The sequence below is a fragment of the Heyndrickxia vini genome (assembly GCF_016772275.1).
Classification (GTDB): Bacteria; Bacillota; Bacilli; order Bacillales; family Bacillaceae_C; genus Heyndrickxia; species Heyndrickxia vini.
Genome location: NZ_CP065425.1, coordinates 3887517 through 3912020, shown reverse-complemented (window position 1 = coordinate 3912020; position 24504 = coordinate 3887517). Strand labels below are relative to the sequence as shown.

The 24504-nt window shown below is 37.6% G+C and carries 20 protein-coding genes and 1 pseudogene; 18 read left to right on the top strand and 3 right to left on the bottom strand.

Annotated elements, in window-relative coordinates:
- Positions 1-38 precede the first annotated feature (38 nt).
- The 12 genes from purE to purD all read left to right on the top strand — a co-directional run bounded on the left by purE (position 39) and on the right by purD (position 12787).
- A complete protein-coding gene (purE, locus tag I5776_RS19405) occupies positions 39-527 on the top strand; it encodes a 5-(carboxyamino)imidazole ribonucleotide mutase (RefSeq protein ID WP_202778150.1) in 489 nt (162 codons plus the stop codon).
- On the top strand, positions 520-1644 hold the full coding sequence (purK, locus tag I5776_RS19400) for a 5-(carboxyamino)imidazole ribonucleotide synthase (RefSeq protein ID WP_202778149.1): 1125 nt from the start codon (positions 520-522) through the stop codon (positions 1642-1644). Before purE ends, purK begins: the two co-directional genes overlap by 8 nt.
- Positions 1645-1662: 18 nt before the next feature.
- Complete coding sequence (gene purB / locus I5776_RS19395; RefSeq protein ID WP_202778148.1) at positions 1663-2955, top strand: adenylosuccinate lyase; 1293 nt, start codon at positions 1663-1665, stop codon at positions 2953-2955.
- Positions 2956-3015: 60 nt separating this feature from the next.
- Positions 3016-3738, top strand: coding sequence for a phosphoribosylaminoimidazolesuccinocarboxamide synthase (gene purC / locus I5776_RS19390; protein WP_202778147.1), 723 nt, complete (start codon positions 3016-3018; stop codon positions 3736-3738).
- Positions 3731-3985, top strand: a complete 255-nt coding sequence (purS, locus tag I5776_RS19385; RefSeq protein WP_202778146.1) for a phosphoribosylformylglycinamidine synthase subunit PurS — start codon at positions 3731-3733, stop codon at positions 3983-3985. Before purC ends, purS begins: the two co-directional genes overlap by 8 nt.
- Positions 3982-4665, top strand: a complete 684-nt coding sequence (purQ, locus tag I5776_RS19380) for a phosphoribosylformylglycinamidine synthase subunit PurQ (protein WP_202778145.1) — start codon at positions 3982-3984, stop codon at positions 4663-4665. The genes purS and purQ overlap by 4 nt, the downstream gene beginning before the upstream one ends.
- A complete protein-coding gene (gene purL / locus I5776_RS19375; RefSeq protein ID WP_202778144.1) occupies positions 4649-6871 on the top strand; it encodes a phosphoribosylformylglycinamidine synthase subunit PurL in 2223 nt (740 codons plus the stop codon). The genes purQ and purL overlap by 17 nt, the downstream gene beginning before the upstream one ends.
- The gene (gene purF / locus I5776_RS19370; protein ID WP_202778143.1) at positions 6856-8277 is read left to right on the top strand and encodes an amidophosphoribosyltransferase; all 1422 of its coding nucleotides are present in this window, start codon (positions 6856-6858) and stop codon (positions 8275-8277) included. Before purL ends, purF begins: the two co-directional genes overlap by 16 nt.
- Before the next feature lie 15 nt (positions 8278-8292).
- Positions 8293-9318 carry a phosphoribosylformylglycinamidine cyclo-ligase gene (gene purM, locus I5776_RS19365; protein ID WP_202778142.1) on the top strand — a complete coding sequence of 342 codons (1026 nt, stop codon included), beginning with the start codon at positions 8293-8295 and terminating at the stop codon, positions 9316-9318.
- Positions 9319-9322: 4 nt separating this feature from the next.
- Positions 9323-9922, top strand: coding sequence for a phosphoribosylglycinamide formyltransferase (gene purN / locus I5776_RS19360; RefSeq protein ID WP_202778141.1), 600 nt, complete (start codon positions 9323-9325; stop codon positions 9920-9922).
- Positions 9919-11448: a bifunctional phosphoribosylaminoimidazolecarboxamide formyltransferase/IMP cyclohydrolase gene (purH, locus tag I5776_RS19355; RefSeq protein WP_202778140.1), complete on the top strand. Its 1530-nt coding sequence runs from the start codon at positions 9919-9921 to the stop codon at positions 11446-11448. The genes purN and purH overlap by 4 nt, the downstream gene beginning before the upstream one ends.
- Positions 11449-11530: 82 nt before the next feature.
- Positions 11531-12787, top strand: coding sequence for a phosphoribosylamine--glycine ligase (purD, locus tag I5776_RS19350; RefSeq protein WP_202778139.1), 1257 nt, complete (start codon positions 11531-11533; stop codon positions 12785-12787).
- A gap of 200 nt (positions 12788-12987) precedes the next feature.
- Here the strand turns inward: purD and I5776_RS21740 are convergent.
- A pseudogene (locus I5776_RS21740) lies at positions 12988-13191 on the bottom strand (YgaP family membrane protein); the annotation flags it as partial.
- Between the two features lie 117 nt (positions 13192-13308).
- Here I5776_RS21740 and I5776_RS19340 point away from each other — a divergent pair.
- From I5776_RS19340 to I5776_RS19330, 3 genes are all read left to right on the top strand, one after another.
- Positions 13309-15051 carry an adenine deaminase C-terminal domain-containing protein gene (locus I5776_RS19340; RefSeq protein ID WP_202778137.1) on the top strand — a complete coding sequence of 581 codons (1743 nt, stop codon included), beginning with the start codon at positions 13309-13311 and terminating at the stop codon, positions 15049-15051.
- 83 nt (positions 15052-15134) lie between these two features.
- Positions 15135-16169 carry a DUF3048 domain-containing protein gene (locus I5776_RS19335; protein WP_202778136.1) on the top strand — a complete coding sequence of 345 codons (1035 nt, stop codon included), beginning with the start codon at positions 15135-15137 and terminating at the stop codon, positions 16167-16169.
- Between the two features lie 23 nt (positions 16170-16192).
- Complete coding sequence (locus tag I5776_RS19330) at positions 16193-16507, top strand: YerC/YecD family TrpR-related protein (RefSeq protein WP_202778135.1); 315 nt, start codon at positions 16193-16195, stop codon at positions 16505-16507.
- 581 nt (positions 16508-17088) lie between these two features.
- Here the strand turns inward: I5776_RS19330 and I5776_RS19325 are convergent.
- Both I5776_RS19325 and I5776_RS19320 read right to left on the bottom strand, forming a co-directional pair.
- The gene (locus tag I5776_RS19325; protein WP_202778134.1) at positions 17089-17250 is read right to left on the bottom strand and encodes a hypothetical protein; all 162 of its coding nucleotides are present in this window, start codon (positions 17248-17250) and stop codon (positions 17089-17091) included.
- A gap of 10 nt (positions 17251-17260) precedes the next feature.
- Positions 17261-18526 carry a helix-turn-helix domain-containing protein gene (locus I5776_RS19320; RefSeq protein WP_202778133.1) on the bottom strand — a complete coding sequence of 422 codons (1266 nt, stop codon included), beginning with the start codon at positions 18524-18526 and terminating at the stop codon, positions 17261-17263.
- Between the two features lie 672 nt (positions 18527-19198).
- Here I5776_RS19320 and pcrB point away from each other — a divergent pair.
- The 3 genes from pcrB (at position 19199) to ligA (ending at position 24286) form a co-directional block, all read left to right on the top strand.
- Complete coding sequence (gene pcrB, locus I5776_RS19315; protein ID WP_202778132.1) at positions 19199-19885, top strand: heptaprenylglyceryl phosphate synthase; 687 nt, start codon at positions 19199-19201, stop codon at positions 19883-19885.
- Between the two features lie 69 nt (positions 19886-19954).
- Positions 19955-22165, top strand: coding sequence for a DNA helicase PcrA (gene pcrA / locus I5776_RS19310; protein ID WP_202778131.1), 2211 nt, complete (start codon positions 19955-19957; stop codon positions 22163-22165).
- A 114-nt stretch (positions 22166-22279) separates the two neighbouring features.
- Positions 22280-24286 (top strand): NAD-dependent DNA ligase LigA, encoded by a 2007-nt coding sequence (ligA, locus tag I5776_RS19305; RefSeq protein WP_202778130.1) that lies wholly within the window; start codon positions 22280-22282, stop codon positions 24284-24286.
- Positions 24287-24504 lie beyond the last annotated feature (218 nt).

Genomic DNA, 24504 nt, shown 5'->3' with positions numbered 1-24504 from the left:
TATTTGAATCTTTAGTAAAAATTTGACGGAGGCCTATTATGATAACCAAAGTTGGAGTAATAATGGGAAGTATTTCTGATTGGGAAACAATGAAGCACGCAAGTTCTATTTTAGAAGAGTTAGAGATTCCATATGAAAAACAGATCGTATCCGCACATCGAACACCAGAATTAATGTTTGAATATGCCGAAAATGCGAGAGGCAGAGGAATTGAAGTAATTATTGCCGGTGCGGGTGGGGCTGCACATTTACCAGGAATGATAGCAGCGAAAACGACTCTTCCTGTTATTGGTGTACCTGTTCAGTCGAAGGCATTAAACGGACTTGATTCATTGTTATCCATTGTTCAAATGCCTGGTGGTGTTCCAGTGGCTACCGTAGCAATTGGAAAAGCTGGTGCACAAAATGCGGGATTGCTAGCTGCGCAAATTTTATCAATATATGATTCTGAGATAGCAAATAAAATAGAAAAAAGACGAGAAAAGACAAAAGAAACTGTTATCGAAAGTAGTGGTCAACTTGAATAGGACAATTATTCAACCGGGGAAAACAATAGGCATTATCGGAGGTGGCCAGCTTGGCAGAATGATGACACTTGCTGCAAAGGAAGCGGGATTTCGAATTATTGTTTTAGATCCTACGAATGACTGTCCATGTGGTCAGGTTGCTGATGAACAAATTACAGCGGGTTATAACGATTTACAGGCACTCGAACATTTAGCAAAAAAATGTGATGTAATTACCTTTGAATTTGAAAATATTGATTATGAATCATTGCTTTCACTTTCGAAAATAGCGAATGTTCCTCAAGGTGCAGAAATTATTCGTATTACCCAAGATCGAATAATTGAAAAAACTACATTAGTAGCTTCAGGTGTAAAGGTGGCACCATTTGAAGTGATACACTCAGAAGCTGAAATGAATAAAGGAATTCAAAAGCTTGGATTCCCATGTGTGTTAAAAACGAGTCGTGGGGGCTATGATGGTAAAGGGCAGCATGTTATAAAATCTGCAGCCGATATTAATGAAGCTAAAAGGCTATTAGATCATGGGGCATGTGTTCTTGAATCATGGGTTGAGTTTAAAAAGGAAATCTCTGTGATTATATCTAGAAATGTAAAAGGGGACATGGAATGCTTTCCAGTAGGGGAAAATATTCATGTTGATAATATTTTACATCAAACAATTGTCCCTGCTCGTATCAATGAGCACATCGAGAATGCTGCCTTTCAACTAGCGGAAAAAATAGCAGAACATATTGAACTCATCGGTACATTAGCTGTAGAAATGTTTCTTACGGCAGATGAACAAATTTTTGTAAATGAGTTAGCACCTAGACCACATAATTCAGGACACTATTCAATTGAAGCATGTGATTTTTCTCAATTTGACCAGCATATCCGGGCAATCTGTAATTGGCCATTAAAATCGCCATCTCTTTTAAAACCGGTAGTAATGGTAAATATTTTAGGGCAACATGTGGAAAAATTAATGGAACAAATCCCATTGCAATCAGAATGGTCTATTCATTTATACGGGAAAAGTCAGGCGAAATATCAAAGGAAAATGGGTCATATTACAGTTTTAACAGATAATATTGAGACTACACTCTCAAAACTAAATGATAGTGGAATTTGGAAGTAGAATCGGAGGAAATAGTTTATGATCGAGCGTTATACACGTCCAGAAATGGGCGCAATTTGGACAGAGGAAAATCGCTTTAAGGCATGGCTTGAGGTTGAAATTTTAGCTTGTGAAGCATGGGCTGAACTTGGAGATATTCCAAAAGAGGATGTTGAGAAAATACGCCAACATGCAACATTCGATGTGGCAAGGATTAAGGAAATAGAGGAAGAAACTCGCCATGATGTCGTTGCTTTTACAAGAGCGGTTTCTGAATCACTCGGCGAAGAACGGAAATGGGTTCATTATGGCTTAACTTCTACGGATGTTGTTGATACAGCTTTGTCGTATATTTTAAAGCAGGCCAATGAAATTCTTTTAAAAGACATCGAGAATTTTATCGGGATTATTGGGGAAAAAGCAAAAGAACATAAGTACACGGTGATGATGGGGAGAACCCATGGAGTTCACGCAGAACCAACAACTTTCGGATTAAAGCTTGGTTTATGGTATGAGGAAATGAAACGCAATCTGGAAAGATTCAAGCAAGCCGCTGCAGGTGTTGAATTTGGGAAAATCTCTGGTGCTGTCGGTACGTATGCAAATATTGATCCATTTGTTGAGAAATATGTATGTGAAAAGCTTGGTTTACAAGCAGCGCCGATTTCTACCCAAACATTGCAAAGGGATCGTCACGCTCATTATTTAGCAGCTATTTCTCTTATAGCGACTTCCATTGAAAAATTTGCAGTAGAGATCCGTGGATTGCAAAAAAGTGAAACACGTGAGGTTGAAGAGTTTTTTGCAAAAGGACAAAAAGGTTCATCTGCAATGCCGCATAAACGGAATCCGATTGGCTCGGAAAATATGACAGGAATGGCAAGGGTAATCCGTGGATACATGATGACTGCATATGAAAATGTAGCATTATGGCATGAAAGAGATATTTCTCATTCATCTGCGGAACGTATTATCTTACCCGATGCGACGATTGCATTGAATTATATGTTAAATCGTTTCGCGAATATCGTGAAAAACTTAACTGTATTTCCTGAAAATATGAAACGGAATATGGATAAAACACTCGGCTTGATTTATTCACAGCGTGTATTGCTTGCGTTAATTGATAAAGGAATGGTACGTGAAGCAGCTTATGATACAGTACAGCCGAAAGCAATGGAAGCATGGGAAAAGCAAGTACCTTTTAGAGAGTTAATTGAAGCAGATCCAACAATCCAAAGCAAATTAACGAAGGAAGAAATTGCTGATTGCTTTGATTATAACTATCACTTAAAAAACGTTGATTTCATCTTTGAAAGACTTGGACTATAGCAGGATCACACTCACGGTGCCTGACACCGTGGGTGCCTGACACCATAGGGGGCATGTGTGATGGAAAAGCTAGGTTTATTGTATGAAGGAAAAGCGAAGCGGATTTTTGGTACGGAACGTGATGGTGTGCTGTGGGTGGAGTATAAGGACTCAGCTACAGCGTTTAACGGCCAAAAGAAGTCTGAAATTACTGGAAAAGGACAGCTGAATAATGAAATTAGCAGTTTACTATTTGCTAGTTTAAAAGAAAATGGGATTGATAGTCACTTTATTGAAAAGATTTCGGCATATGAACAACTTGTACAGCAAGTTTCAATCATTCCTTTGGAGGTCGTAACACGGAATATCGTGGCAGGCAGCTTATCAAAACGACTTGGTATCGAAGAAGGAACACCATTAAAAAACCCAATTGTTGAATTTTATTATAAGAATGATGATTTAGGGGATCCATTAATTACAGAGGATCATGTTGAAGTACTAAAGATTGCTAGCCCGCAAGAGTTAGCCCTTCTAAAGCAGAAAGCACGAAAAATTAATGATGTGCTATCAAACCTGTTTTCAAAGCTTGGCATCCATCTAGTAGATTTTAAACTAGAGTTCGGCAAGGATTCGCATGGAGAAATATTGCTAGCTGATGAGATTTCACCAGATACATGTCGACTTTGGGATAAAAATACCAATCAAAAGCTTGATAAAGATGTTTTTCGTAGAGATTTAGGTGATTTGACAACGGTATACCAAGAAATATTAAACCGCTTGAGAGGAGAAACGACACATGTTTAAAGTAAAAGTATATGTAACTTTAAGAGAAAGTGTTTTAGATCCACAAGGTACAGCTGTAAAAAGCTCACTTCACAGCATGAATTACAATGAGGTTGCTGATGTCCGAATCGGAAAATATATGGAGCTAACGATTGAAAAAACAGAACGTGATATTGAAGAAGTGGTTAATGAACTATGTACACGTCTTCTTGCCAATCCTGTTATTGAAGATTATCGATATGAGATTGAGGAGAGTGTTGTACAGTGAGATTCGCGGTAATCGTTTTTCCTGGTTCTAACTGTGATGTAGATATGTTTCATGCCATTAAAGACGAACTTGGAGAAGAAGTTGAATATGTGTGGCATGATTCAGAAAATCTTGATTCTTTCGATGGCATATTACTACCCGGCGGTTTCTCCTACGGTGATTACTTACGATCAGGCGCGATTGCTCGTTTCTCCAATGTGATGAAACAAGTGGTGAAAGCAGCGGAAGCTGGAAAGCCTGTTCTAGGTATATGCAATGGATTTCAAATCTTACTTGAATCCGGATTATTGCCTGGTGCAATGAGACGAAATGAAAGCTTACAATTTATTTGCCAAACTGTTCAATTAAAAGTTGAAAACAAAAATACAATGTTTACCTCTCAATATAATCAAGACGAAGTCATACGAATTCCAATCGCCCATGGCGAAGGAAATTATTATTGTGATGCAGATACACTTAAATGCTTAACAGACAATAATCAAATCGTATTTACGTATGATAACAACCCCAATGGCAGTGTCGCCAATATTGCAGGCATAACGAATGAAAGGGGCAATGTCCTTGGCATGATGCCTCATCCAGAACGAGCGGTTGATGAATTACTAGGAAGTGCAGATGGACTTAAATTATTTCAATCGATAGTGAAAAATTGGAGGGAAGCACATGTCGTTAATGCTTGAACCAAATCCATCCCAAATTAAAGAAGAGAAGATTTATCGTGAAATGGGTTTAACCGATGAAGAGTTTGCGATGATCGAAAACATTTTAGGTAGATTACCAAATTATACAGAAACGGGTTTATTCTCAGTTATGTGGTCTGAACACTGCAGCTATAAAAATTCGAAGCCTGTACTAAAAAAATTTCCTACTTCTGGTGAAAGAGTCCTTCAAGGACCGGGTGAAGGTGCCGGAATTGTCGATATTGGCGATAATCAAGCGGTTGCTTTTAAAATTGAAAGCCATAATCATCCTTCCGCGATTGAACCTTATCAAGGTGCAGCTACAGGTGTTGGCGGAATTATCCGCGATGTATTTTCGATGGGTGCAAGACCCATTGCCCTATTAAACTCTCTACGTTTTGGAGAATTAGAGACTCCGAGAGTGAAATATTTATTTAAAGAGGTAGTCGCAGGTATTGCAGGCTATGGAAATTGTATTGGAATTCCAACAGTAGGAGGAGAGGTTCAATTTGATCCATCCTATGATGGAAATCCGCTTGTCAATGCCATGTGTGTTGGCCTTATTGACCACAAGGATATTCAAAAGGGGCAAGCAACAGGTGTCGGTAATACGGTCATGTATGTCGGTGCAAAAACAGGTAGAGATGGTATCCATGGAGCGACGTTCGCCTCTGAAGAATTAAGTGAAAAATCAGAAGAGAAGCGACCTGCAGTTCAAGTGGGAGATCCATTTATGGAAAAGCTGCTTTTAGAAGCATGTCTCGAACTTGTTAAATCGGATGCTTTAGTCGGTATACAAGATATGGGAGCGGCGGGCCTTACAAGTTCATCTGCTGAAATGGCAAGTAAAGCTGGTTCAGGTATCGAAATGAATTTAGATTATATTCCACAACGCGAAACGGGTATGACTCCATATGAAATGATGCTTTCTGAATCACAGGAAAGAATGCTGATTGTTGTTAAACAAGGAAGAGAACAGGAAATTATCGATTTATTTTCAAAATACGATTTGGAGGCAGTTTCGGTTGGACGTGTAACGGACGATAAAAAGCTTAGACTCATTCACCATGGTGAAATTGTAGCAAATGTTCCCGCTGATGCACTTGCTGAAGAAGCACCTGTATATCATAAACCGTCTGCTGAACCAAAGTATTTTCAAGATTTTCAATCGATGGAAATAGAGATCCCGAAAGTAACAGATTACAAGGATACTTTGTTAAACCTTTTACAGCAACCGACGATTGCCAGTAAGGAATGGGTGTATAAACAATATGATTATCAAGTGCGTACGAACACAGTAGTCACACCTGGTTCGGATGCAGCAGTAGTAAGAATACGCGGAACACGAAAAGCGCTGGCGATGACAACAGATTGTAACTCACGTTATCTTTATCTAGATCCTGAGATGGGTGGGAAAATTGCAGTCGCTGAAAGTGCAAGAAATATTGTTTGTTCTGGGGGAGAACCATTAGCAATCACTGACTGTTTGAACTTTGGAAATCCTGAAAAGCCAGACATTTTTTGGCAAATTGAAAAAGCAGTGGATGGGATGAGTGAAGCCTGTCTAGCACTAAACAGTCCAGTCATCGGAGGTAATGTTTCACTTTATAATGAAACAAATGGAGTAGCTGTCTATCCTACCCCTGTCGTTGGGATGGTTGGTTTGATTGAGGACTTAGACCATATTACGACCCAACACTTCAAGCAGGCTGGGGACTTGATTTATATGATTGGTGAAACAATGCCTGAATTTGGCGGCAGTGAGCTTCAAAAAATGCAGAATAATAAAATTTTCGGAAAGTCACCAGTCATCGATTTAGAAGTTGAAGCGACAAGACAACAACAATTGTTGACAGCGATTAAAGAAGGGATTGTTTCCTCGGCCCACGATATTGCTGAAGGTGGAGCAGCGATTGCAATAGCCGAATCTCTATTTGGCACAAAGGGATTAGGTGCTGAAATCGTGTTAGAGGGAGATCCGGTTGTTTCATTATTTAGTGAAACACAATCCCGTTTTATTATATCGGTTAAGAAGGAAAATAAAGACCAATTTGAAGCAATTGTTAAAGATGCGGTATTGATTGGTGAAGTAACAAGCAGTGTAATGCTTCAGATTAAAGATGAAAATAATTCAGTATTAATTGAAGCCGATGTAAATGAATGTGAAAAGGCTTGGAAAGGAGCTATTCCATGCTTGCTGAACTAAGAGGGTTAAATGAGGAATGTGGTGTTTTTGGAATTTGGGGACACCCTGACGCGGCGAAAATTACTTACTATGGCCTACATAGTTTACAACATCGTGGGCAAGAGGGAGCTGGAATTGTAGTATCTGATGGAGGTAGATTGCAAGTTTTAAAAGGTGAAGGACTTGTTACCGAAGTTTTTAATGAAGGAAGAATTGATAAACTCCATGGAAAGTCTGCAATTGGTCATGTTCGCTATGCAACTGCGGGTGGGGGAGGAATTGAAAATGTTCAACCCTTCCTCTTTAATTCCCAAAACGGTAGCTTAGCTCTTGCTCACAATGGAAATATCGTCAATGCGAATGCACTCAAGCATCAGCTTGAAGCACAGGGAAGTATTTTTCAAACAAGCTCGGATACCGAGGTTTTGGCACATTTAATCAAAAGAAGTGGTTATCAATCGTTAAATGATCAATTAAAAAATGCCCTGACAATGCTTAAAGGAGCCTATGCGTTTTTATTAATGACTGAAACGGAAATGATAGTCGCTCTTGATCCAAATGGTTTACGTCCACTATCAATTGGTCAAATAGGTGATGCTTATTGTGTCGCATCTGAAACTTGCGCTTTTGACATTATCGGAGCTGAATTTGTGCGTGATGTTAGGCCAGGAGAATTAATTGTCATTGATGATCATGGTCTCCGTTCAGAACCATTTACCTTTTCTACTTCTAGTGCGGTTTGTACGATGGAATATGTTTATTTTTCACGACCTGATAGTAATATACATGGAATTAATGTTCATACGGCAAGAAAGAGTATGGGGAAACAATTAGCGATGGAAGCACAAATAGATGCAGATGTTGTAACAGGTGTACCGGACTCAAGTATTTCAGCTGCCATTGGATATGCTGAGTTAGCAGGCATTCCTTATGAGCTCGGGTTAATTAAAAATCGTTATGTCGGACGGACGTTTATCCAGCCTTCTCAATCGTTAAGAGAGCAAGGAGTTAAGATGAAATTAGCTCCGGTTCGAGGTGTAGTTGAAGGCAAGCGTGTGATCATGGTTGATGATTCAATCGTCAGAGGAACGACAAGTCGGCGAATTGTTACCATGCTAAGAGAAGCTGGTGCGAAAGAGGTGCATGTATGTATTAGTTCACCTCCTATGAAAAATCCATGCTTCTATGGAATTGATACATCTACCCATGAAGAATTAATTGCATCGAAACATAGTGTGGAAGAAATTCGAGAAATGATTGGAGCCGATTCCTTAACATTTTTAAGTGTTGAAGGAATGTTAAAGGCGATTGGTAGACCTCAAGATGGAAATCAATGTGGTCAATGCTTAGCATGCTTTACTGGTAACTATCCGACAGAAATTTATCCAGACACTGTACTACCTCATGAAAAAGAACTTGTGCGCTAGGAGGCTGTGTAAAAAATGGCAAATACGTATCGTGATGCGGGAGTCGATATTGAAGCTGGTTATGAAGCGGTTGAGAGGATTAAAAAACATGCAAAACGTACTAATCGATTAGGTGTACTTGGTCAATTAGGGAGTTTTGGCGGTGTATTTGATTTATCGGCACTCAATCTTAAAGAGCCTATGCTCGTTTCGGGAACAGATGGTGTTGGGACAAAACTTAAATTAGCTTTTCAAATGGATCGACATGACACGATTGGCATTGACTGTGTAGCGATGTGTGTGAATGATATTGTTGTCCAAGGTGCGGAACCTTTATATTTCCTTGATTATATTGCTTGTGGAAAATCCATTCCGGAAAAGATTGAAGCCATTGTTAAAGGAATTGCAGATGGATGCGAACAGGCTGGATGTGCATTAATTGGCGGGGAAACCGCAGAAATGCCGGGACTCTATGAAGCAAATGAATATGATTTAGCTGGTTTTTCCGTGGGCGCATGTGAAAAAAAGGAACTAATAACAGGTGAATATCTACACGAGGGCGATATTTTAATTGGATTGGCATCGAGCGGCATTCATAGTAACGGTTATTCATTAGTAAGAAAAATCTTTTTTGAAGATCATAAATTTTCTCTTGAGGAAGAGCTTCCTGAATTGGATGAGACCCTTGGCATTGAATTACTAAAGCCTACCAAAATATATGTTAAACCAGTCCTAGAGGCAATTACTCAATTTGAAATTAAAGGAATGGCGCATATAACTGGTGGAGGCTTCATTGAAAATATTCCGAGAATGCTGCCGGAAGGATTAGGGGTAGAAGTTAAGCAAAATTCCTGGCCAATCTTGCCTATTTTTAAAGCAATTGAAAAATATGGTGAAATCGATCAACTGGAAATGTTTAATACATTTAATATGGGGATTGGCTTTGTCGTTGCAGTTGATCCAGAAATAGCGGATAAAGCACTTGAATTCTTTGGTGATGATGCCTTTAAAATTGGGATAATAACAAACCAACCAGGTGTTCATTTTGTTTCGGGGAGTTAACAAGATGAACAAAATAGCGATATTCGCCTCTGGAAGCGGAAGTAATTATCAAGCAATCGTCGATGCTGTGAAAAAAGGTGTATTGGAAGCATCGATAGAGCTGCTTGTGTGTGACAAGCCAAATGCATTTGTCATAGAGAGGGCAAAAAAGGAAAGTACACCTATTTTTGCATTTGAGCCAAAAACATATGAAACGAAAGCGGCATTTGAAAAGGAAATTGTGTTGGAATTACAAAAACGTGAGATTGAATTAATTGTTTTGGCGGGCTATATGAGACTAATTGGGCCAACATTATTAAAAACATTTTCACAGCGAATCATTAATATTCACCCATCACTTCTCCCATCTTTTCCCGGAAAAAATGCGATTGGGCAAGCCCTCCAAGCTGGAGTTAAAGTGACGGGAGTAACCGTTCATTTTGTAGATGAAGGAATGGACACGGGGCCAATTATTGCCCAAGAATCATTAAAAATAGAAGAAGCTGATACGGAACATTCACTAGCTGAAAAGGTGCATAAAATTGAACACCGATTATACCCAGAAACGATACAATTGCTATTTCAAAAAAGTTTTTTGTGGAAAGAGGAGGAAGTTACACAATGAAACGTGCACTCATTAGTGTTTCAGATAAAACAGGAATCGTTGAATTTGCTCAAGGATTGCTTGAATTAGGTGTTGAAATTATTTCAACAGGCGGAACAAAAAAAGCATTAGTTGAAGCGGGGTTAACAGTTATAGGCGTAGAAGATGTCACGGGCTTTCCGGAAATTTTGGAAGGAAGAGTAAAAACGTTGCATCCTTTTATTCATGGGGGACTATTAGCTAAACGAAATCTCGAACACATGGAGCAATTAGATCAACAAGAAATTTCTCCAATTGATCTTGTTTGTGTCAATCTTTATCCTTTCCAACAAACCATTGCCAAACCAAATGTAACTGAAGCGGACGCCATAGAAAATATTGATATTGGTGGACCAACTATGCTTAGATCTGCAGCGAAAAACCATGAGTATGTCACGGTTGTAGTTGATTCCCTCGATTATAACGGTGTATTAGAAGAGTTGAAGAGTAATGGGAATGTTTCTGAAGAAACAAATAAACGATTAGCCGCAAAGGTTTTCCGACATACTGCAGCTTATGATTCTTACATCGCGGATTATATGACGCAACTTGTTGATGAAGAAAACCCGGAGCGTCTTACATTTTCATATGAATTAAAGCAATCGTTACGTTATGGGGAGAACCCACATCAAAAGGCTAGTTTTTATATCAATCCAATAGGTTCTCCGTTTTCTATTGCCCATGCAAAACAATTACATGGAAAAGAATTATCTTACAATAATATTCATGATGCTGATGCTGCCCTTCAAATTGTAAAGGATTTTTCTGAACCAGTTGCTGTAGCGGTTAAACATATGAATCCTTGTGGTGTTGGGGTTGGAAGTAGTCCATCTAAAGCATTTGCTAAAGCCTATGCTGCTGATTCAACATCAATTTTTGGCGGAATTATTGCTTTTAATCGTGAAGTTGATAAAGAAACGGCCGAGCAATTGCATGAAATCTTCCTAGAAATTGTTATCGCTCCTTCATTTTCCGAAGATGCTTTAGCCATTTTAACAACGAAGAAGAATCTTAGGTTGTTAACTGTTCCGTTTGATCATGAAAATAAAGTAGAGCGTGTCATTACTTCAGTTGAAGGTGGATTACTCGTACAAGATCAAGATTCATTTACTTTAGAAAATGCCAATATTACTGTTCCAACAAAACGGGAGCCGACTGAAGAGGAATGGAAGGCACTTACGTTAGGATGGAAAGTTGTTAAACATGTGAAATCAAATGCAATTGTTGTGACAAATGAGGAAATGACCCTTGGAATAGGTGCTGGTCAAATGAACCGAGTAGGATCAGCCAAAATTGCATTAGATCAGGCTGGCGAGCAAGCGAAAGGGGCTATTATGGCCTCGGATGCCTTCTTTCCAATGGATGACACTGTTGAAGCGGCAGCTAAATCTGGGATAACAGCAATCATTCAGCCGGGCGGATCAATCCGTGACGAAGATTCCATTAAGAAGGCGGATGAATATGGCATAGCGATGGTTTTCACTGGTATCCGTCATTTCAAACATTAATTCTTTAATACAATTCAAAGGGACATGGATTCGAATAAGTAAATTATGTCCCTTACTTCCTAAATTAATGAGGTGAGTTCCGATGAATGTTTTAGTTATTGGCCGTGGAGGAAGAGAACATGCGATATGTAAAAAGGTTAAAGAAAGTTCACTTGTGAAAAAGGTGTACTGTGCTCCTGGAAATGCCGGGATTCGTGAGGATGCAGTAATCGTACCTATTTCCGAGACGAATTTCACTGATTTAATTGCCTTCACAAAGGAAAACCAAATCGATTTAACTATCGTTGGTCCGGAAGATCCTTTATCAGCGGGAATTGTGAATGAATTTCAGTTAGCAGGCTTAAACGTATTCGGTCCTACTAAGGAGGCAGCCCTCATTGAAGGAAGCAAATCTTTTGCAAAAAACCTAATGAAAAAATACTCCATTCCAACTGCAACTTATGAGACATTTGAACAATTTGAAGAAGCGAAACGATATATTCTTGAGCATGGCGCACCAATTGTGATAAAAGCGGATGGTCTTGCTGCTGGAAAAGGCGTAATCGTTGCTCTAACAGTTGAAGAAGCCTTAGAAGGACTCGAGCAATTAATGGTCAATCAAACATTTGGCGTTGCTTCTACAAAGGTAGTGATTGAGGAATTTCTTCAAGGCGAGGAATTTTCCTTGATGGCTTTTGTGAACGGAGAAGACGTTTATCCGATGGTGATTGCTCAAGATCATAAACGTGCATTTGATGGTGATAAAGGTCCGAATACAGGTGGGATGGGAGCGTATTCTCCAGTTCCGCAAATTCCACAGCAAGAAGTAGATCGTGCAGTGGAAGAAATACTCATCCCAACGGCACATGCCTTAAAAGCAGAGGGAAGAAGTTTCTGCGGGATTCTTTATGCGGGATTAATTCTGACGAACGAAGGTCCGAAAGTAATTGAGTTTAATGCGAGATTCGGGGATCCAGAAACACAGGTTGTGTTATCAAGATTGGAATCTGATCTTGTCCAAGTCATTCTTGATTTGCAAAACGAAAAGACCCCCTCGATTTCTTGGAGTAATGATGCTTCTGTTGGAGTAGTACTTGCTTCAAAAGGCTATCCAGGTACGTATGAAAAAGGAATAGAAATACCAAATTTGAATAAATTCGAATCATCTACACTTGTTTTTCATGCAGGAACTGAACGAAATGAAGAGGATGCCATCGTATCAAATGGAGGAAGAGTTTTGCTCATTGGTGCAAAAGGAAATGATCTCCGGGATGCTATCCATAAAGTGTATGGAGAAATGGATAAAGTAAAATCTGATCACTTTTTTTATCGAAGTGATATTGGTTTAAAAGCAAAGTAACAAATAAAAGAATCGGCCCCGATTGTGAGCCCGATTCTTTTATTTGCTAATTAATCTTCTAATTGATCTTGGAGTTTTTTCATCTCATCCATCAAATCAATCTCATTTCCACCGGTTTGAGTCGTTTGCTGTTGATTTTGTTGTTCGAACTGCCTTGCATTATTATTGCTGCTAGATGTTGTTTGTTGCGGTTTTGCCCATTGGCAGTTTTTTAATAGTTCTGTAACAGGACAAAATCTTACTATGCCTTCAGCAACCTTCATTGCACTTAACAACATAACTAATGCATATGAATTACATCGTGGTTTTCTTGATAATTTGGCCGTAGACCAAGCAAGAAAGGTCAACCCGCATGTAATCCGAATCATTGCATTAACGATCCCGATATTTTTGTTAACTTTCATCTCATTCCCACCCATTCACAAAATTTTTACAATTTATTTCAAAACTTTAATGCGTTAAAAGGTAAAATATGATACGATTGTAAATAAAAAGAGAAAACTCCCTAGGGAGGGATGTTCATGCTAGATCAACGATACCGGTGGAAGAACAAGCAAATCCGTGATCATGTAGCAGTTGTCAGCGGTAAGAAATCCCCGACATTACTTTTAAAAAATGCACGGTATTTACACTCAATGTTTCGTAAATGGATGAATGGTCATATTTGGATATATGAAGATCGGATTGTGTATACCGGGGACGAGCTTCCTGAGAATACTACAAAATGTGAAGTAATTGATTGTTCAGGACTTACACTTGTTCCGGGGTATATTGAACCACATGTTCACCCATTTCAGTTATATAATCCCCAATCGTTCGCTCGATATGCATCACAAACGGGAACAACAACAATTATTAACGATAACTTAGTACTTGCTTTGCAATTAGGAAAAAAGAAAGCGTTTTCTTTAATTAGGGAACTAAGACATTCTCCTGTCACAATGTACTGGTGGAGCCGATTTGATTCACAAACAGAGCTTAGAGAAGAGGAAACCATCTTTTCACATGGTGATGTGAAATCATGGCTTGAGCATGATGCTGTATTACAAGGGGGAGAACTGACAGGTTGGCCAAAGCTTCTTGACGGTGATGATTTAATTCTTCACTGGATCCAGGAAGCGAAGCGAATGAGAAAGAAAATTGAAGGCCATTTTCCGGGTGCATCGGAGAAGACACTTGCCAAAATGATGCTATTTGGAGCCGATTGTGATCATGAAGCGATGACAGGTGAAGAAGTATATAAGCGTTTAATGCAAGGCTATATGGTTTCACTGCGTCACTCATCAATTCGACCAGATCTTCCTGTGCTTTTGGAAGATATGAATCGATTAGGTATCGATCAATATGAATCGATGTTTTTCAATACGGATGGGTCGACACCAGCATTCTACGAAAATGGAATTATCGATCGTTTGATTCGAATGGCTATTGAAAATGGCGTACCTGTTATTGATGCTTATCATATGGCATCATTTAATGTGGCGAAATATTATAATATTGAACATTTACATGGATTAATTGCAACTGGTCGTGTTGCTAGTATTAATTTCCTTGAGAATGAGAATAATCCGACACCAATTTCCGTACTTTCTAAAGGCAAATGGCTAAAAAAAGACGGAAAAGTAATAATAGAAGATGAAGATATTGACTGGGAAGAGTACGGATTTGCTCCATTAAAATTAGATTGGGAACTCGACAACGATGATTTACAATTTTCAATGCCATTTGGGATTGAAATGATCAATGATGTAATTACCAAGCCATATTCTGTTACTTTTGATATTGCAACCGAAGAATTAGCGACTGACCATGATGAAAGCTTTTTAATTTTGATTGGACGGGATGGATCATGGAGAATTAATACGATGGTAAAGGGTTTTTCAACTAGCTTAATGGGCTTTGCCTCTTCGTTTTCAAGTACCGGAGATATTATTTTAATAGGTAAAAATAAAAACGATATGGTTTGTGCATTTAATCGGATGAAGGAACTTGGCGGGGGAATTGTGCTAACTGAAAAAGAAGAGGTCATTCACGAAATTCCATTAAGCCTCTCCGGTTTTATGTCAAATAAGCCGATGGATAGATTGATAAAAGAAGAAAAGGTGCTTAAAGAGCTATTAGTCGAAAGAGGATATCCTCATAATGATCCGATATATTCGTTACTATTTTTCTCAGCAACGCATTTACCATATATCCGAATTACACAAAGAGGAATATTCGATGTAATGAATAAAACGGTACTTTTTCCAACGATTATGAGGTAAAATTACATTTGGTATTTTTTTGTTGAAAGCGAATAATATCAATGTCTTATATTACTGAACTAAAGGGGATGTATGATTTATAAATGATCAAGAAAACTTTTTTACTTGCGATAGTACTAATTTGTGTATTATCGGCTTGTAGTCATAAAAAGGAAACAGAAAACAATGAAACCGCTAAATCTCCTGAAAGAGGGGAAGTTTCAGGAAATGAAAAGCCAAATGTGAAATTCACATTTCCGTTAACGGGTTTAGAGGCAAATGAAGAATCAAGAACTCGTGCCGTTTCTGTGATGATAAACAATCATCCGAAGGCACGTCCGCAATCCGGATTAACCGAGGCTGATATTGTATATGAGGTTTTAGCTGAAGGTGATATTACACGTTTTTTAGCCATTTTTCAAAGTGGGAAACCCAATAGGATTGGTCCCGTTCGGAGCTCAAGGGATTATTTTATCGAGTTAGCAAAAGGGTATGATAGCTTTTATATTGCCCATGGATATAGTCCTGAGGCCCGTAAAATGCTCGAAAGTGGATATATTGATAATATAAATGGTATGCAGTATGATGGTACACTATTTAAGCGATCGAGTGAAAGGCAAGCACCACATAATTCTTATATTACGTATGAAAATATACGTAAAGGCGCAAAAATGAAAAACTTCAAAATGGATACACCCCCGAAAGCTTTAAATTTCGCTTCAGAAGATGAATTAAAGCAAATTAAAGGGCAAAAAGCCAACCATATACTTATTCGCTATTCAACTAATGCTTTATTTAATGCTGAATATGAATATGATGAAAAGCTTCAAAAATTTAAACGATTCTCAGGTGATGAGCAAACCATTGATTTGGAGACGAAGAAACCTGTCTTATTAGATAATTTATTAGTTGTTGAGATGCAACATAAAATTATCGATGATTACGGACGTCGCAGTATTGATTTAACCTCTGGAGGAAAAGCTTATTTTATCCAAAAAGGGACATACCGTGAAGTGGAGTGGCGCAATGTAGAAGGAGCAATTATACCTTACGAAAATGGGATTCCAGCCAAATTTGTACCTGGAAAAACTTGGATCAACATCGTGCCGAATTTAAAAGATGTGTCATTTTCAGAGTAATAGGTTAAAGAGGAGAGGATAAAATGCAAATAGACAAATTACGTGGGAAAGCATTAGATCAATTGTTTGAATCTGTACTTTCACTTAAAGATAAAGAAGAATGTTATCGGTTCTTTGATGACCTATGCACAATAAATGAAATTCAATCACTAGCACAACGTTTAGAAGTAGCTAGAATGCTGCGAGAAAAGAAAACCTACCATATCATTGAATCCGAAACAGGTGCCAGCACAGCAACAATATCACGTGTGAAAAGATGCTTGAACTATGGAAACGACTCTTATGAGATGGTATTGGAACGGATTAAAGAATCAGATGTGGAAAAGACAGAGGAATAAATTTGCCTTAAGGCATGCATGTTATTATATGTAGTTTCATTTTGATGGGGAAATATACTAAATACTATGCCAATAAGTAGACCAAATCTCATATGATTTGGTCTTTAATTTTCCTCTTATATATCAACGATTATGAGATATTGCTACTTTCATTAGCAAGTGAAATTGCAGCTTAAAAAACTTCTTGAACAATGTTGCCGTCAACGTGCTAATTACTATGTTAATTGATATGCTATTTGGTATATATGGATTGGTAATTAATTGATGAACTCCTTTGAGCAAAGACAGATAATTAAGATTAAGATAAGCGGATATTTTCCGGTTAAACAGTAGAATAGGGCCCGGTTTGAAGAAGATAAGCGGAGATATTCCGTTTAAGCAAAGGGAAATTACCAATTTACACACTTTTTGAGTAAATAGCCGGAATTCTTCCGTCTATTTAAGCATTTTTCAATGCTATTTTGTAATTAAGGGGAATTTCTCCGCTTACTTATCAAACTTGCTTTAGTGTGCTTTTTTATTCATGAATGAGAAATATGAAAAAGAAGAAGTAATCGGGATTACTTCTTCTTTAGTAGTTATTATGCAGATGTTGGGACTTTGATGGAAAGGATACTTGGTTCTCTTTCTCCTCCACCTGCAGCAACATTCTTAACATGAGAATTACTTTGATCATTACTCACAATAACTCCCCCAACAAGTAATAAAAAACCAGCAGATAAAGACAATATTAATTTTTTCATTATATACCTCCTAAATTTGAACAATTTGTTTATAGGAAAAATTGACCAGTTTATAATAGGTTGATGCACTTTTATACTTATGGATACTTTCAAAATGATTCCCAAGCATTTCTGCAAAACCCGCTAACTTTGCATAATTTTTTTGTTCCTTTAAATATGGAATAAATTCATTTATCATTAGGTTTTCAAATTTTTCATACTCTTTATCTATTAAATATAAATGGCTAAGTATCTCGTAATAAAAAGAAAGATACTTATTTTTATTTTTAGCATTTATCAAATTTAACCCTTGATTAATTCTTTTTTTTGTTTCCTTTAAATCATTATTAATATATGATTCGCCTATAATAGAGGTTAAAGCTGCAAGACGGTCAATTAATGGTACATCTTTTTCATTTACAATAATGTCAAGATGTTTGATAGCTTGATTATAATCTCCTTTTGTAAAGTAAAGATAACCCATATTTAAATGAGTTAGATGAACTAACCTTTTGTTATCTGTACTTTCCGCAAGTTGCTTAGCTAACTGATAATTTTTTTCTGCCTTCTGATGATTATTGATCCGTCTATAGCAAATACCTAATACTATGTGGCACTCAGCACATCTCGAAAAATTATAAATTTGTCTATAGTATTCTAATGCCCTATTAGCATAACTTTGTGCTTCGGAAGTTAATCGATGTTTACTGTATGTAACGGCAAGTGAATAAAGAATATCTGCAATTTCATCTTCTGGAAGGTCGAGATGTGGGATAAAATCCTCAGAAAGTGTATATTTTTGAAGGGCATCATTCTCTTCCTCAACGATCGAATAATAATTCCCATTAAACTTATACCAATAATATTTTTGTAAGTTATTAAATGTACCGCTTACATCTTTTAAATTATTAATCTGTTCGAATGCCCTCGTTGTTTCACCGATTTTTAAATAGTATCTTATCATGTGAATTTTGATTAATAACTGTAGTTCAGAATCATGTATCGTTTTAGATACTTCATTGATTTCTTTATATTTCTGTTTAATTTCTTCGATGTTGGAGGAAGTTAGCAAGAGGTGAAACCATTCATTGCATTTGACCCTTGTACTGTCATCAATTTGACTATTGATTTGAATGCCTAGTTTGCGACAGAGAAGCTTTATGACTTCTTCATTAGGTTCAATTTTCCCATTTTCAATTTTTGATAGATAGGAAATTGAGATAATTCCATCGGCAAGTTCCTCTTGTGTTAAATTTTGATTAATTCTATTTAACTTGATAATGGCACCGATATTCATAGTAATCACCTAAACCTGCATATTTACCTTATTATATATTAAAAATTGTGTGAAGTGGTAATAATAAGATAATTTTTTCGGGATTACTACTAATCTAGTAGAAAAGATGGGTGAAAATAGATGTAGTACTCATTATATTTAGAATATCTTGAAAATATACCAAAAACAATAAGAAAATGTAAGAGAGGGCTTTTGGACTATGCCAAAAGCCTATTGTTATATTATGCTTTTTGCAATTCGGTAGTTTTCTTTTCGCTTAATAATCGATCAATCTTGAATATCAATGTGTCGATTTCCCTTTTAGTAATTTTCGCTGGCTTCTTTTCTTTTATCATTTTTTCATCCTCCTAACAAATTTTATTGCTTGGTGGAAAAGTTCTTATCCTTATAATAGCATACTTTCTAGGACATTTAACTTGGGAAAATAACACGAAATTATTGTGATAAATCCCCATTAAATTTTCAAATTTTCCTAACTTGAACTAATATTTATGCATTTTCATACATTTACATGTAATTAACGGGACTTTTGTCCTTAGATATATATAATTTGATAATTTTAACTATCATGTTTTCAAATAATTACCTTCTAATATCATTGGAAACTCTTTTTAGCTTGTTCATTCAAATGCTATAATGATGTAGGAATATAGAATGGAGGATTTTTTACGGATGTATGACGTTCGCGAGTGGCGCCACGCCTTTAAATTAGATCCTAATAAGGATATATCGGATGAAAATTTAGAAAAAATATGTGAATCAGGAACAAGTGCAATCATTATTGGTGGATCAGATGGAGTCACATTGGAAAATGTTCTAAATTTAATGTCTCGAGTAAGAAGATATACAGTACCATGTGTGTTAGAAGTTTCTACGATTGAATCTATCACACCGGGTTTTGATTTATATTTTATCCCAACAATACTTAACACGACAGATGCTAAGTGGATTAAGGGGATTCATCATGAAGCGGTAAAAGAATATGGGGTTTTAATGAATTGGGATGAGCTCATCGTTGAAGGCTACTGCATTTTAAATGATGATTGTAAAGTAGCTAATCTAACTGGAGCAAATACTGATTTGGATGAAGAGGATGTTGTTGCTTACGCAATGATGGCTGAGCATTTATTTAAAATGCCTATTTTTTATTTAGAATATAGCGGAAAATATGGTGATATTGAACTTGTAAAAGCCGCAAAGGCTCAATTAAATCAAACGAAATTGTTTTATGGCGGGGGAATTTCCACTGCAGCACAAGCGAAAGAAATGGGTCAATTTGCGGATGTAATTGTTATTGGCAATGCTTTGTATGAAAATTTAGAGGAAGCACTGAAAACAGTCAAAGCCGTAAAGATTTAAGGTAGTAGACATTGTTTATAATAAACATATATAATAGGAACAAATGTTCCTGAATGGTGGTGTGAAATAATGCAATTTTTAACAGATCGACTTTTAAATGGTCTTAATCCCGAGCAACAAGAAGCCGTAAAAACAACGGACGGACCACTTTTGTTAATGGCTGGTGCTGGAAGTGGAAAAACCCGTGTTCTTACCCATCGGGTTGCTTATTTAATGGTGGAAAAGGGCGTCAATCCTTATAATATTTTAGCGATTACCTTCACGAATAAAGCAGCGAAAGAAATGAAGGAACGGATTGGAACTATCATGGGTGGAGCTGCCGAAGATGTATGGATTTCCACTTTCCACTCGATGTGTGTTCGTATTTTAAGACGAGATATCGATCGAATTGGTTTTAATCGTAATTTTACAATTTTGGACCCAACGGACCAACAATCAGTGGTAAAAGGAATCTTAAAAGATAAAAATATTGATCCGAAGAAATTTGATGCTAGGTCTATTCTCGGAACAATTAGCAGCGCCAAAAATGAATTAGTTGACCCGGAAGAGTACTCTAAACTTGTCGGAGGATATTACGAACAAGTAGTCAGTGATGTATATGAAGAATACCAAAAACGTCTTCGTAAAAATCAAGCATTAGATTTTGATGACTTAATTATGATGACAATTCATTTATTTCAGCGTGTGCCGGAAGTATTAGAATTCTACCAACGGAAATTTCAATACATTCACGTGGATGAGTATCAGGATACGAACCGTGCTCAATACATGCTTGTGAAAATGCTTGCATCACGTTTTCAAAATCTTTGTGTTGTCGGTGATTCGGATCAATCGATATATCGTTGGCGTGGAGCAGATATTGCTAACATCTTGTCGTTTGAAAAAGATTATCCCCGCGCAAAAGTAATCTTATTAGAGCAAAATTATCGTTCAACGAAGCGAATCCTCCAGGCCGCTAATGAGGTTATTAAAAATAATGCAAACCGTAAACCGAAAAATTTATGGACGGAAAACGAAGATGGACCGAAAATCGTATACTACCGTGCAGATAGTGAACAAACGGAAGCACAATATGTTGCAGGGAAAATTAAAGAAATAACCAATTCAGGTCAGCGGAAACTTTCCGATATCGCCATCCTTTATCGTACAAATGCACAATCACGTGTTATCGAGGAAGTTCTGTTAAAATCAAATATTGAATATAACATTGTCGGGGGAATCAAATTCTATGACCGTAAAGAAATCAAGGATATATTGGCTTATCTACGGTTAATTGCAAATCCAAATGATGATATTAGTTTACAACGGGTGATAAATGTTCCTAAACGGGGGATTGGTGCGACTTCCTTTGATAAAATCGCCAGATATGCAGCTGATCACGACCTCTCGATTATGGATGCATTAAAGGAAATCGATTTTATCGGCGTGAGTCCGAAAATCGCCAATGCGGCCAATGGATTTTACGAGTTGATTAAAGGGTATACTGGAATGCAGGAATACCTCTCTGTCACAGAATTAGTTGAAGAAGTGTTGGAGAAGTCAGGTTATCGAGAAATGTTAAAAGCAGAAAAAACCATTGAATCGCAAAGCAGACTTGAAAATATCGATGAATTTTTATCGGTAACAAAGAATTTTGAAGAAGCTAATGATGATAAGAGCTTGGTAGCCTTTTTAACAGATCTTGCCCTTGTTGCAGATATTGATCGACTAGATGAGGAAGAAACAAAAAATGAAACATGTGTATTAATGACTTTACACTCTGCTAAGGGACTAGAATTCCCTGTTGTATTCTTAATTGGGCTGGAAGAAGGTGTCTTTCCACATAGCCGCTCTCTTATGGAAGAAGCTGAGATGGAAGAGGAGCGTCGTCTTGCCTATGTAGGAATTACGAGGGCAGAGGAGGAACTATTCCTAACAAATGCGGGGATGCGTACATTATTTGGACGTACGAATATGAATCCTGTTTCACGCTTTATTAGTGAAATTCCCGAAGATATACTTGAACCTGTTCAAAAAGAAGCGAGACAAATTAATAAGCCATTCGGTTCCGCGCGTAAACCTGCTACGAATCGTCCTGTGATGAGACCTGTAACAGCTAGTACAGGTGGCAGTGAAGTTTTTTGGGTAGTAGGCGATAAAGCAGAACATAAAAAATGGGGAATTGGTACAGTTGTTAGCGTAAAAGGGGAAGGGAAAAGTGTGGAACTGGACATTGCGTTCCCAAGCCCTGTTGGAATTAAGCGACTGTTAGCGGAATTTGCACCGATTACAAAAGTATAAAAAAGATAGTAGTTGAAATATGAATAGAAGTTGATGAATCTCGAAATCGGCAGTTTTGCCGATTTCTCCTACCTTAGGCCCAACCTCCAACTTCTAAATGGAAGGGTTGTTGTTATGGAAAAAAAGGATGCCGAAAAACGAATAAAGGAACTTCATAATCTGCTGAATCAATATAATTACGAATATCATGTATTGGATCATCCATCAGTTCCCGATGCTGAATATGATCAGTTAATGAGAGAGCTAACCAATATTGAAGAGCAATTTCCGGAATTGATTTCCCCCGACTCTCCGACCCAACGTGTCGGTGGAGAAATTCTCTCAGCATTTCAAAAAGTTGAACATCATATCCCAATGCTTAGCTTAGGAAATGCATTTAATGAAAATGATCTTCGTGATTTTGATCGTAAAGTAAAGCAAGTGGTTGGTGATGAGGTTGAATATGTTTGTGAATTAAAGATTGATGGATTAGCGATTTCACTTCGTTATGAAAGCGGGCTATTTATTCAGGGTGCCACAAGAGGTGACGGAACCATTGGGGAAGATATCACCGCAAATTTAAAAACGATTCGATCAATCCCACTTAGAATTAACCAACCGATGTCAATCGAGGTCCGCGGCGAAGCATATATGCCGAAAAAGTCGTTTGAACAATTAAATAAAGCGAAAGAAGAAAATGGGGAAGAACCATTTGCAAATCCACGAAATGCTGCAGCGGGGTCATTGCGCCAATTGGATCCACGAATTGCAGCTTCAAGAAACTTAGATATTTTCCTTTATGCAATTGGAGATTTTAGTGAAACTGGTGTCACTACACAACATGACGGATTAAATTTGTTAGGTACACTTGGCTTTAAGGTGAACAAGGAAAGAGAAAAATGTGCAAATATTGATGAGGTTCTCCAGTATGTACAAAAATGGATAGAAAAGCGCCCAAATCTGCCATATGAAATCGACGGAATCGTCATTAAAGTGAATTCGTTTGAACAACAAAATTCCCTTGGATTTACAGCAAAAAGTCCAAGATGGGCCATTGCTTACAAGTTTCCCGCAGAAGAAGTCGTAACTAAGCTTCATGATATTGAATTAAGTGTTGGACGCACCGGAGTAATCACACCGACTGCAATACTTGACCCAGTTCGCGTTGCCGGCACAAAAGTTCAAAGGGCATCTTTGCATAATGAAGATTTAATTCGCGAGAAAGATATCAAACTTGGCGATTATGTTGTCATTAAAAAGGCAGGAGATATCATTCCTGAAGTCGTTAATGTGTTAGTTGAAAGACGTACAGGTGAAGAAAAGGAATTTATGATGCCGACACATTGCCCTGATTGTGAAAGCGAACTTGTTCGATTAGAAGGGGAAGTGGCCTTACGTTGCATCAATCCGAAATGTCCTGCCCAAATACGAGAAGGATTGATTCATTTTGTCTCAAGGAACGCCATGAATATTGATGGTCTAGGAGAGAAAGTGATTAGTCAATTATTTTCTCATGAACTTATTCATGATGTGGCAGATATTTATCGTTTACAGCAGGAACAACTGTTAGCATTAGAACGGATGGGTGAAAAATCTGTTTCTAATCTACTAGCAGCAATTGAAAGCTCTAAAACAAATTCATTAGAAAAGCTCCTTTTTGGGCTTGGTATTCGCCATGTTGGCGCAAAAGCGGCTAAAACATTGGCGCAAAAGTTTGGAAATATGGATGCATTAGCAGCTGCAACGAAGGAAGAACTTACAGCCATCCAGGATATTGGTGAAAAAATGGCCGATTCTATCGTTACCTATTTTGAGAATGAAGAGGCAGGTGAACTCATTCAGGAATTGAAAACTGCCGGTTTAAATATGGAATATAAAGGTCCTATGCCTGTTGAAACGGAATCGATTTCCTCTATCTTTGCCGGAAAAATCGTTGTTCTAACCGGTAAACTGGAAAAGCTTACAAGAAATGAAGCAAAAGAAAAACTTGAAGCTTTAGGAGCTAGTGTTACCGGAAGTGTAAGTAAAAAAACAGATTTGGTTATTGCGGGTGCCGATGCAGGCTCGAAATTGACGAAAGCAAATGAGCTTGGTATCGAGGTTTGGGACGAAGAAAAAATGCTTGAAGAATTTAATCATTAAGAAAAGCGGAAGCGCCTTGCTCATCGACGTAAAAACTGGAAGGACTTTGACTGAGATAAAGGAAACACGGTGATCCTGTAAGGCGAATCGATGTTGACTTATCGTAGGGAAAAGTCCTGAAGTTTTCTAGTCGATAGGCGCTGGAGCTAGACAATTAGAAAAGTGGAAGCGCCTTGCTTAGCCCCGACAAGCAAATGTTCTCCGGCAAAAAAAGTCTG

What these genes read in the sequence shown, in the direction of transcription:
- purF (WP_202778143.1), top strand. Translation starts at nt 6,856, where the DNA reads ATGCTTGCTGAACTAAGAGGGTTAAATGAGGAATGTGGTGTTTTTGGA.
- purN (WP_202778141.1), top strand. Translation starts at nt 9,323, where the DNA reads ATGAACAAAATAGCGATATTCGCCTCTGGAAGCGGAAGTAATTATCAA.
- I5776_RS19330 (WP_202778135.1), top strand. Translation starts at nt 16,193, where the DNA reads ATGCAAATAGACAAATTACGTGGGAAAGCATTAGATCAATTGTTTGAA.
- purC (WP_202778147.1), top strand. Translation starts at nt 3,016, where the DNA reads ATGGAAAAGCTAGGTTTATTGTATGAAGGAAAAGCGAAGCGGATTTTT.
- purB (WP_202778148.1), top strand. Translation starts at nt 1,663, where the DNA reads ATGATCGAGCGTTATACACGTCCAGAAATGGGCGCAATTTGGACAGAG.
- purH (WP_202778140.1), top strand. Translation starts at nt 9,919, where the DNA reads ATGAAACGTGCACTCATTAGTGTTTCAGATAAAACAGGAATCGTTGAA.
- I5776_RS19340 (WP_202778137.1), top strand. Translation starts at nt 13,309, where the DNA reads ATGCTAGATCAACGATACCGGTGGAAGAACAAGCAAATCCGTGATCAT.
- ligA (WP_202778130.1), top strand. Translation starts at nt 22,280, where the DNA reads ATGGAAAAAAAGGATGCCGAAAAACGAATAAAGGAACTTCATAATCTG.
- purM (WP_202778142.1), top strand. Translation starts at nt 8,293, where the DNA reads ATGGCAAATACGTATCGTGATGCGGGAGTCGATATTGAAGCTGGTTAT.
- purS (WP_202778146.1), top strand. Translation starts at nt 3,731, where the DNA reads ATGTTTAAAGTAAAAGTATATGTAACTTTAAGAGAAAGTGTTTTAGAT.
- I5776_RS19320 (WP_202778133.1), bottom strand. Translation starts at nt 18,526, where the DNA reads ATGAATATCGGTGCCATTATCAAGTTAAATAGAATTAATCAAAATTTA.
- I5776_RS19325 (WP_202778134.1), bottom strand. Translation starts at nt 17,250, where the DNA reads ATGAAAAAATTAATATTGTCTTTATCTGCTGGTTTTTTATTACTTGTT.
- purD (WP_202778139.1), top strand. Translation starts at nt 11,531, where the DNA reads ATGAATGTTTTAGTTATTGGCCGTGGAGGAAGAGAACATGCGATATGT.
- pcrB (WP_202778132.1), top strand. Translation starts at nt 19,199, where the DNA reads ATGTATGACGTTCGCGAGTGGCGCCACGCCTTTAAATTAGATCCTAAT.
- purE (WP_202778150.1), top strand. Translation starts at nt 39, where the DNA reads ATGATAACCAAAGTTGGAGTAATAATGGGAAGTATTTCTGATTGGGAA.
- pcrA (WP_202778131.1), top strand. Translation starts at nt 19,955, where the DNA reads ATGCAATTTTTAACAGATCGACTTTTAAATGGTCTTAATCCCGAGCAA.
- purL (WP_202778144.1), top strand. Translation starts at nt 4,649, where the DNA reads ATGTCGTTAATGCTTGAACCAAATCCATCCCAAATTAAAGAAGAGAAG.
- I5776_RS19335 (WP_202778136.1), top strand. Translation starts at nt 15,135, where the DNA reads ATGATCAAGAAAACTTTTTTACTTGCGATAGTACTAATTTGTGTATTA.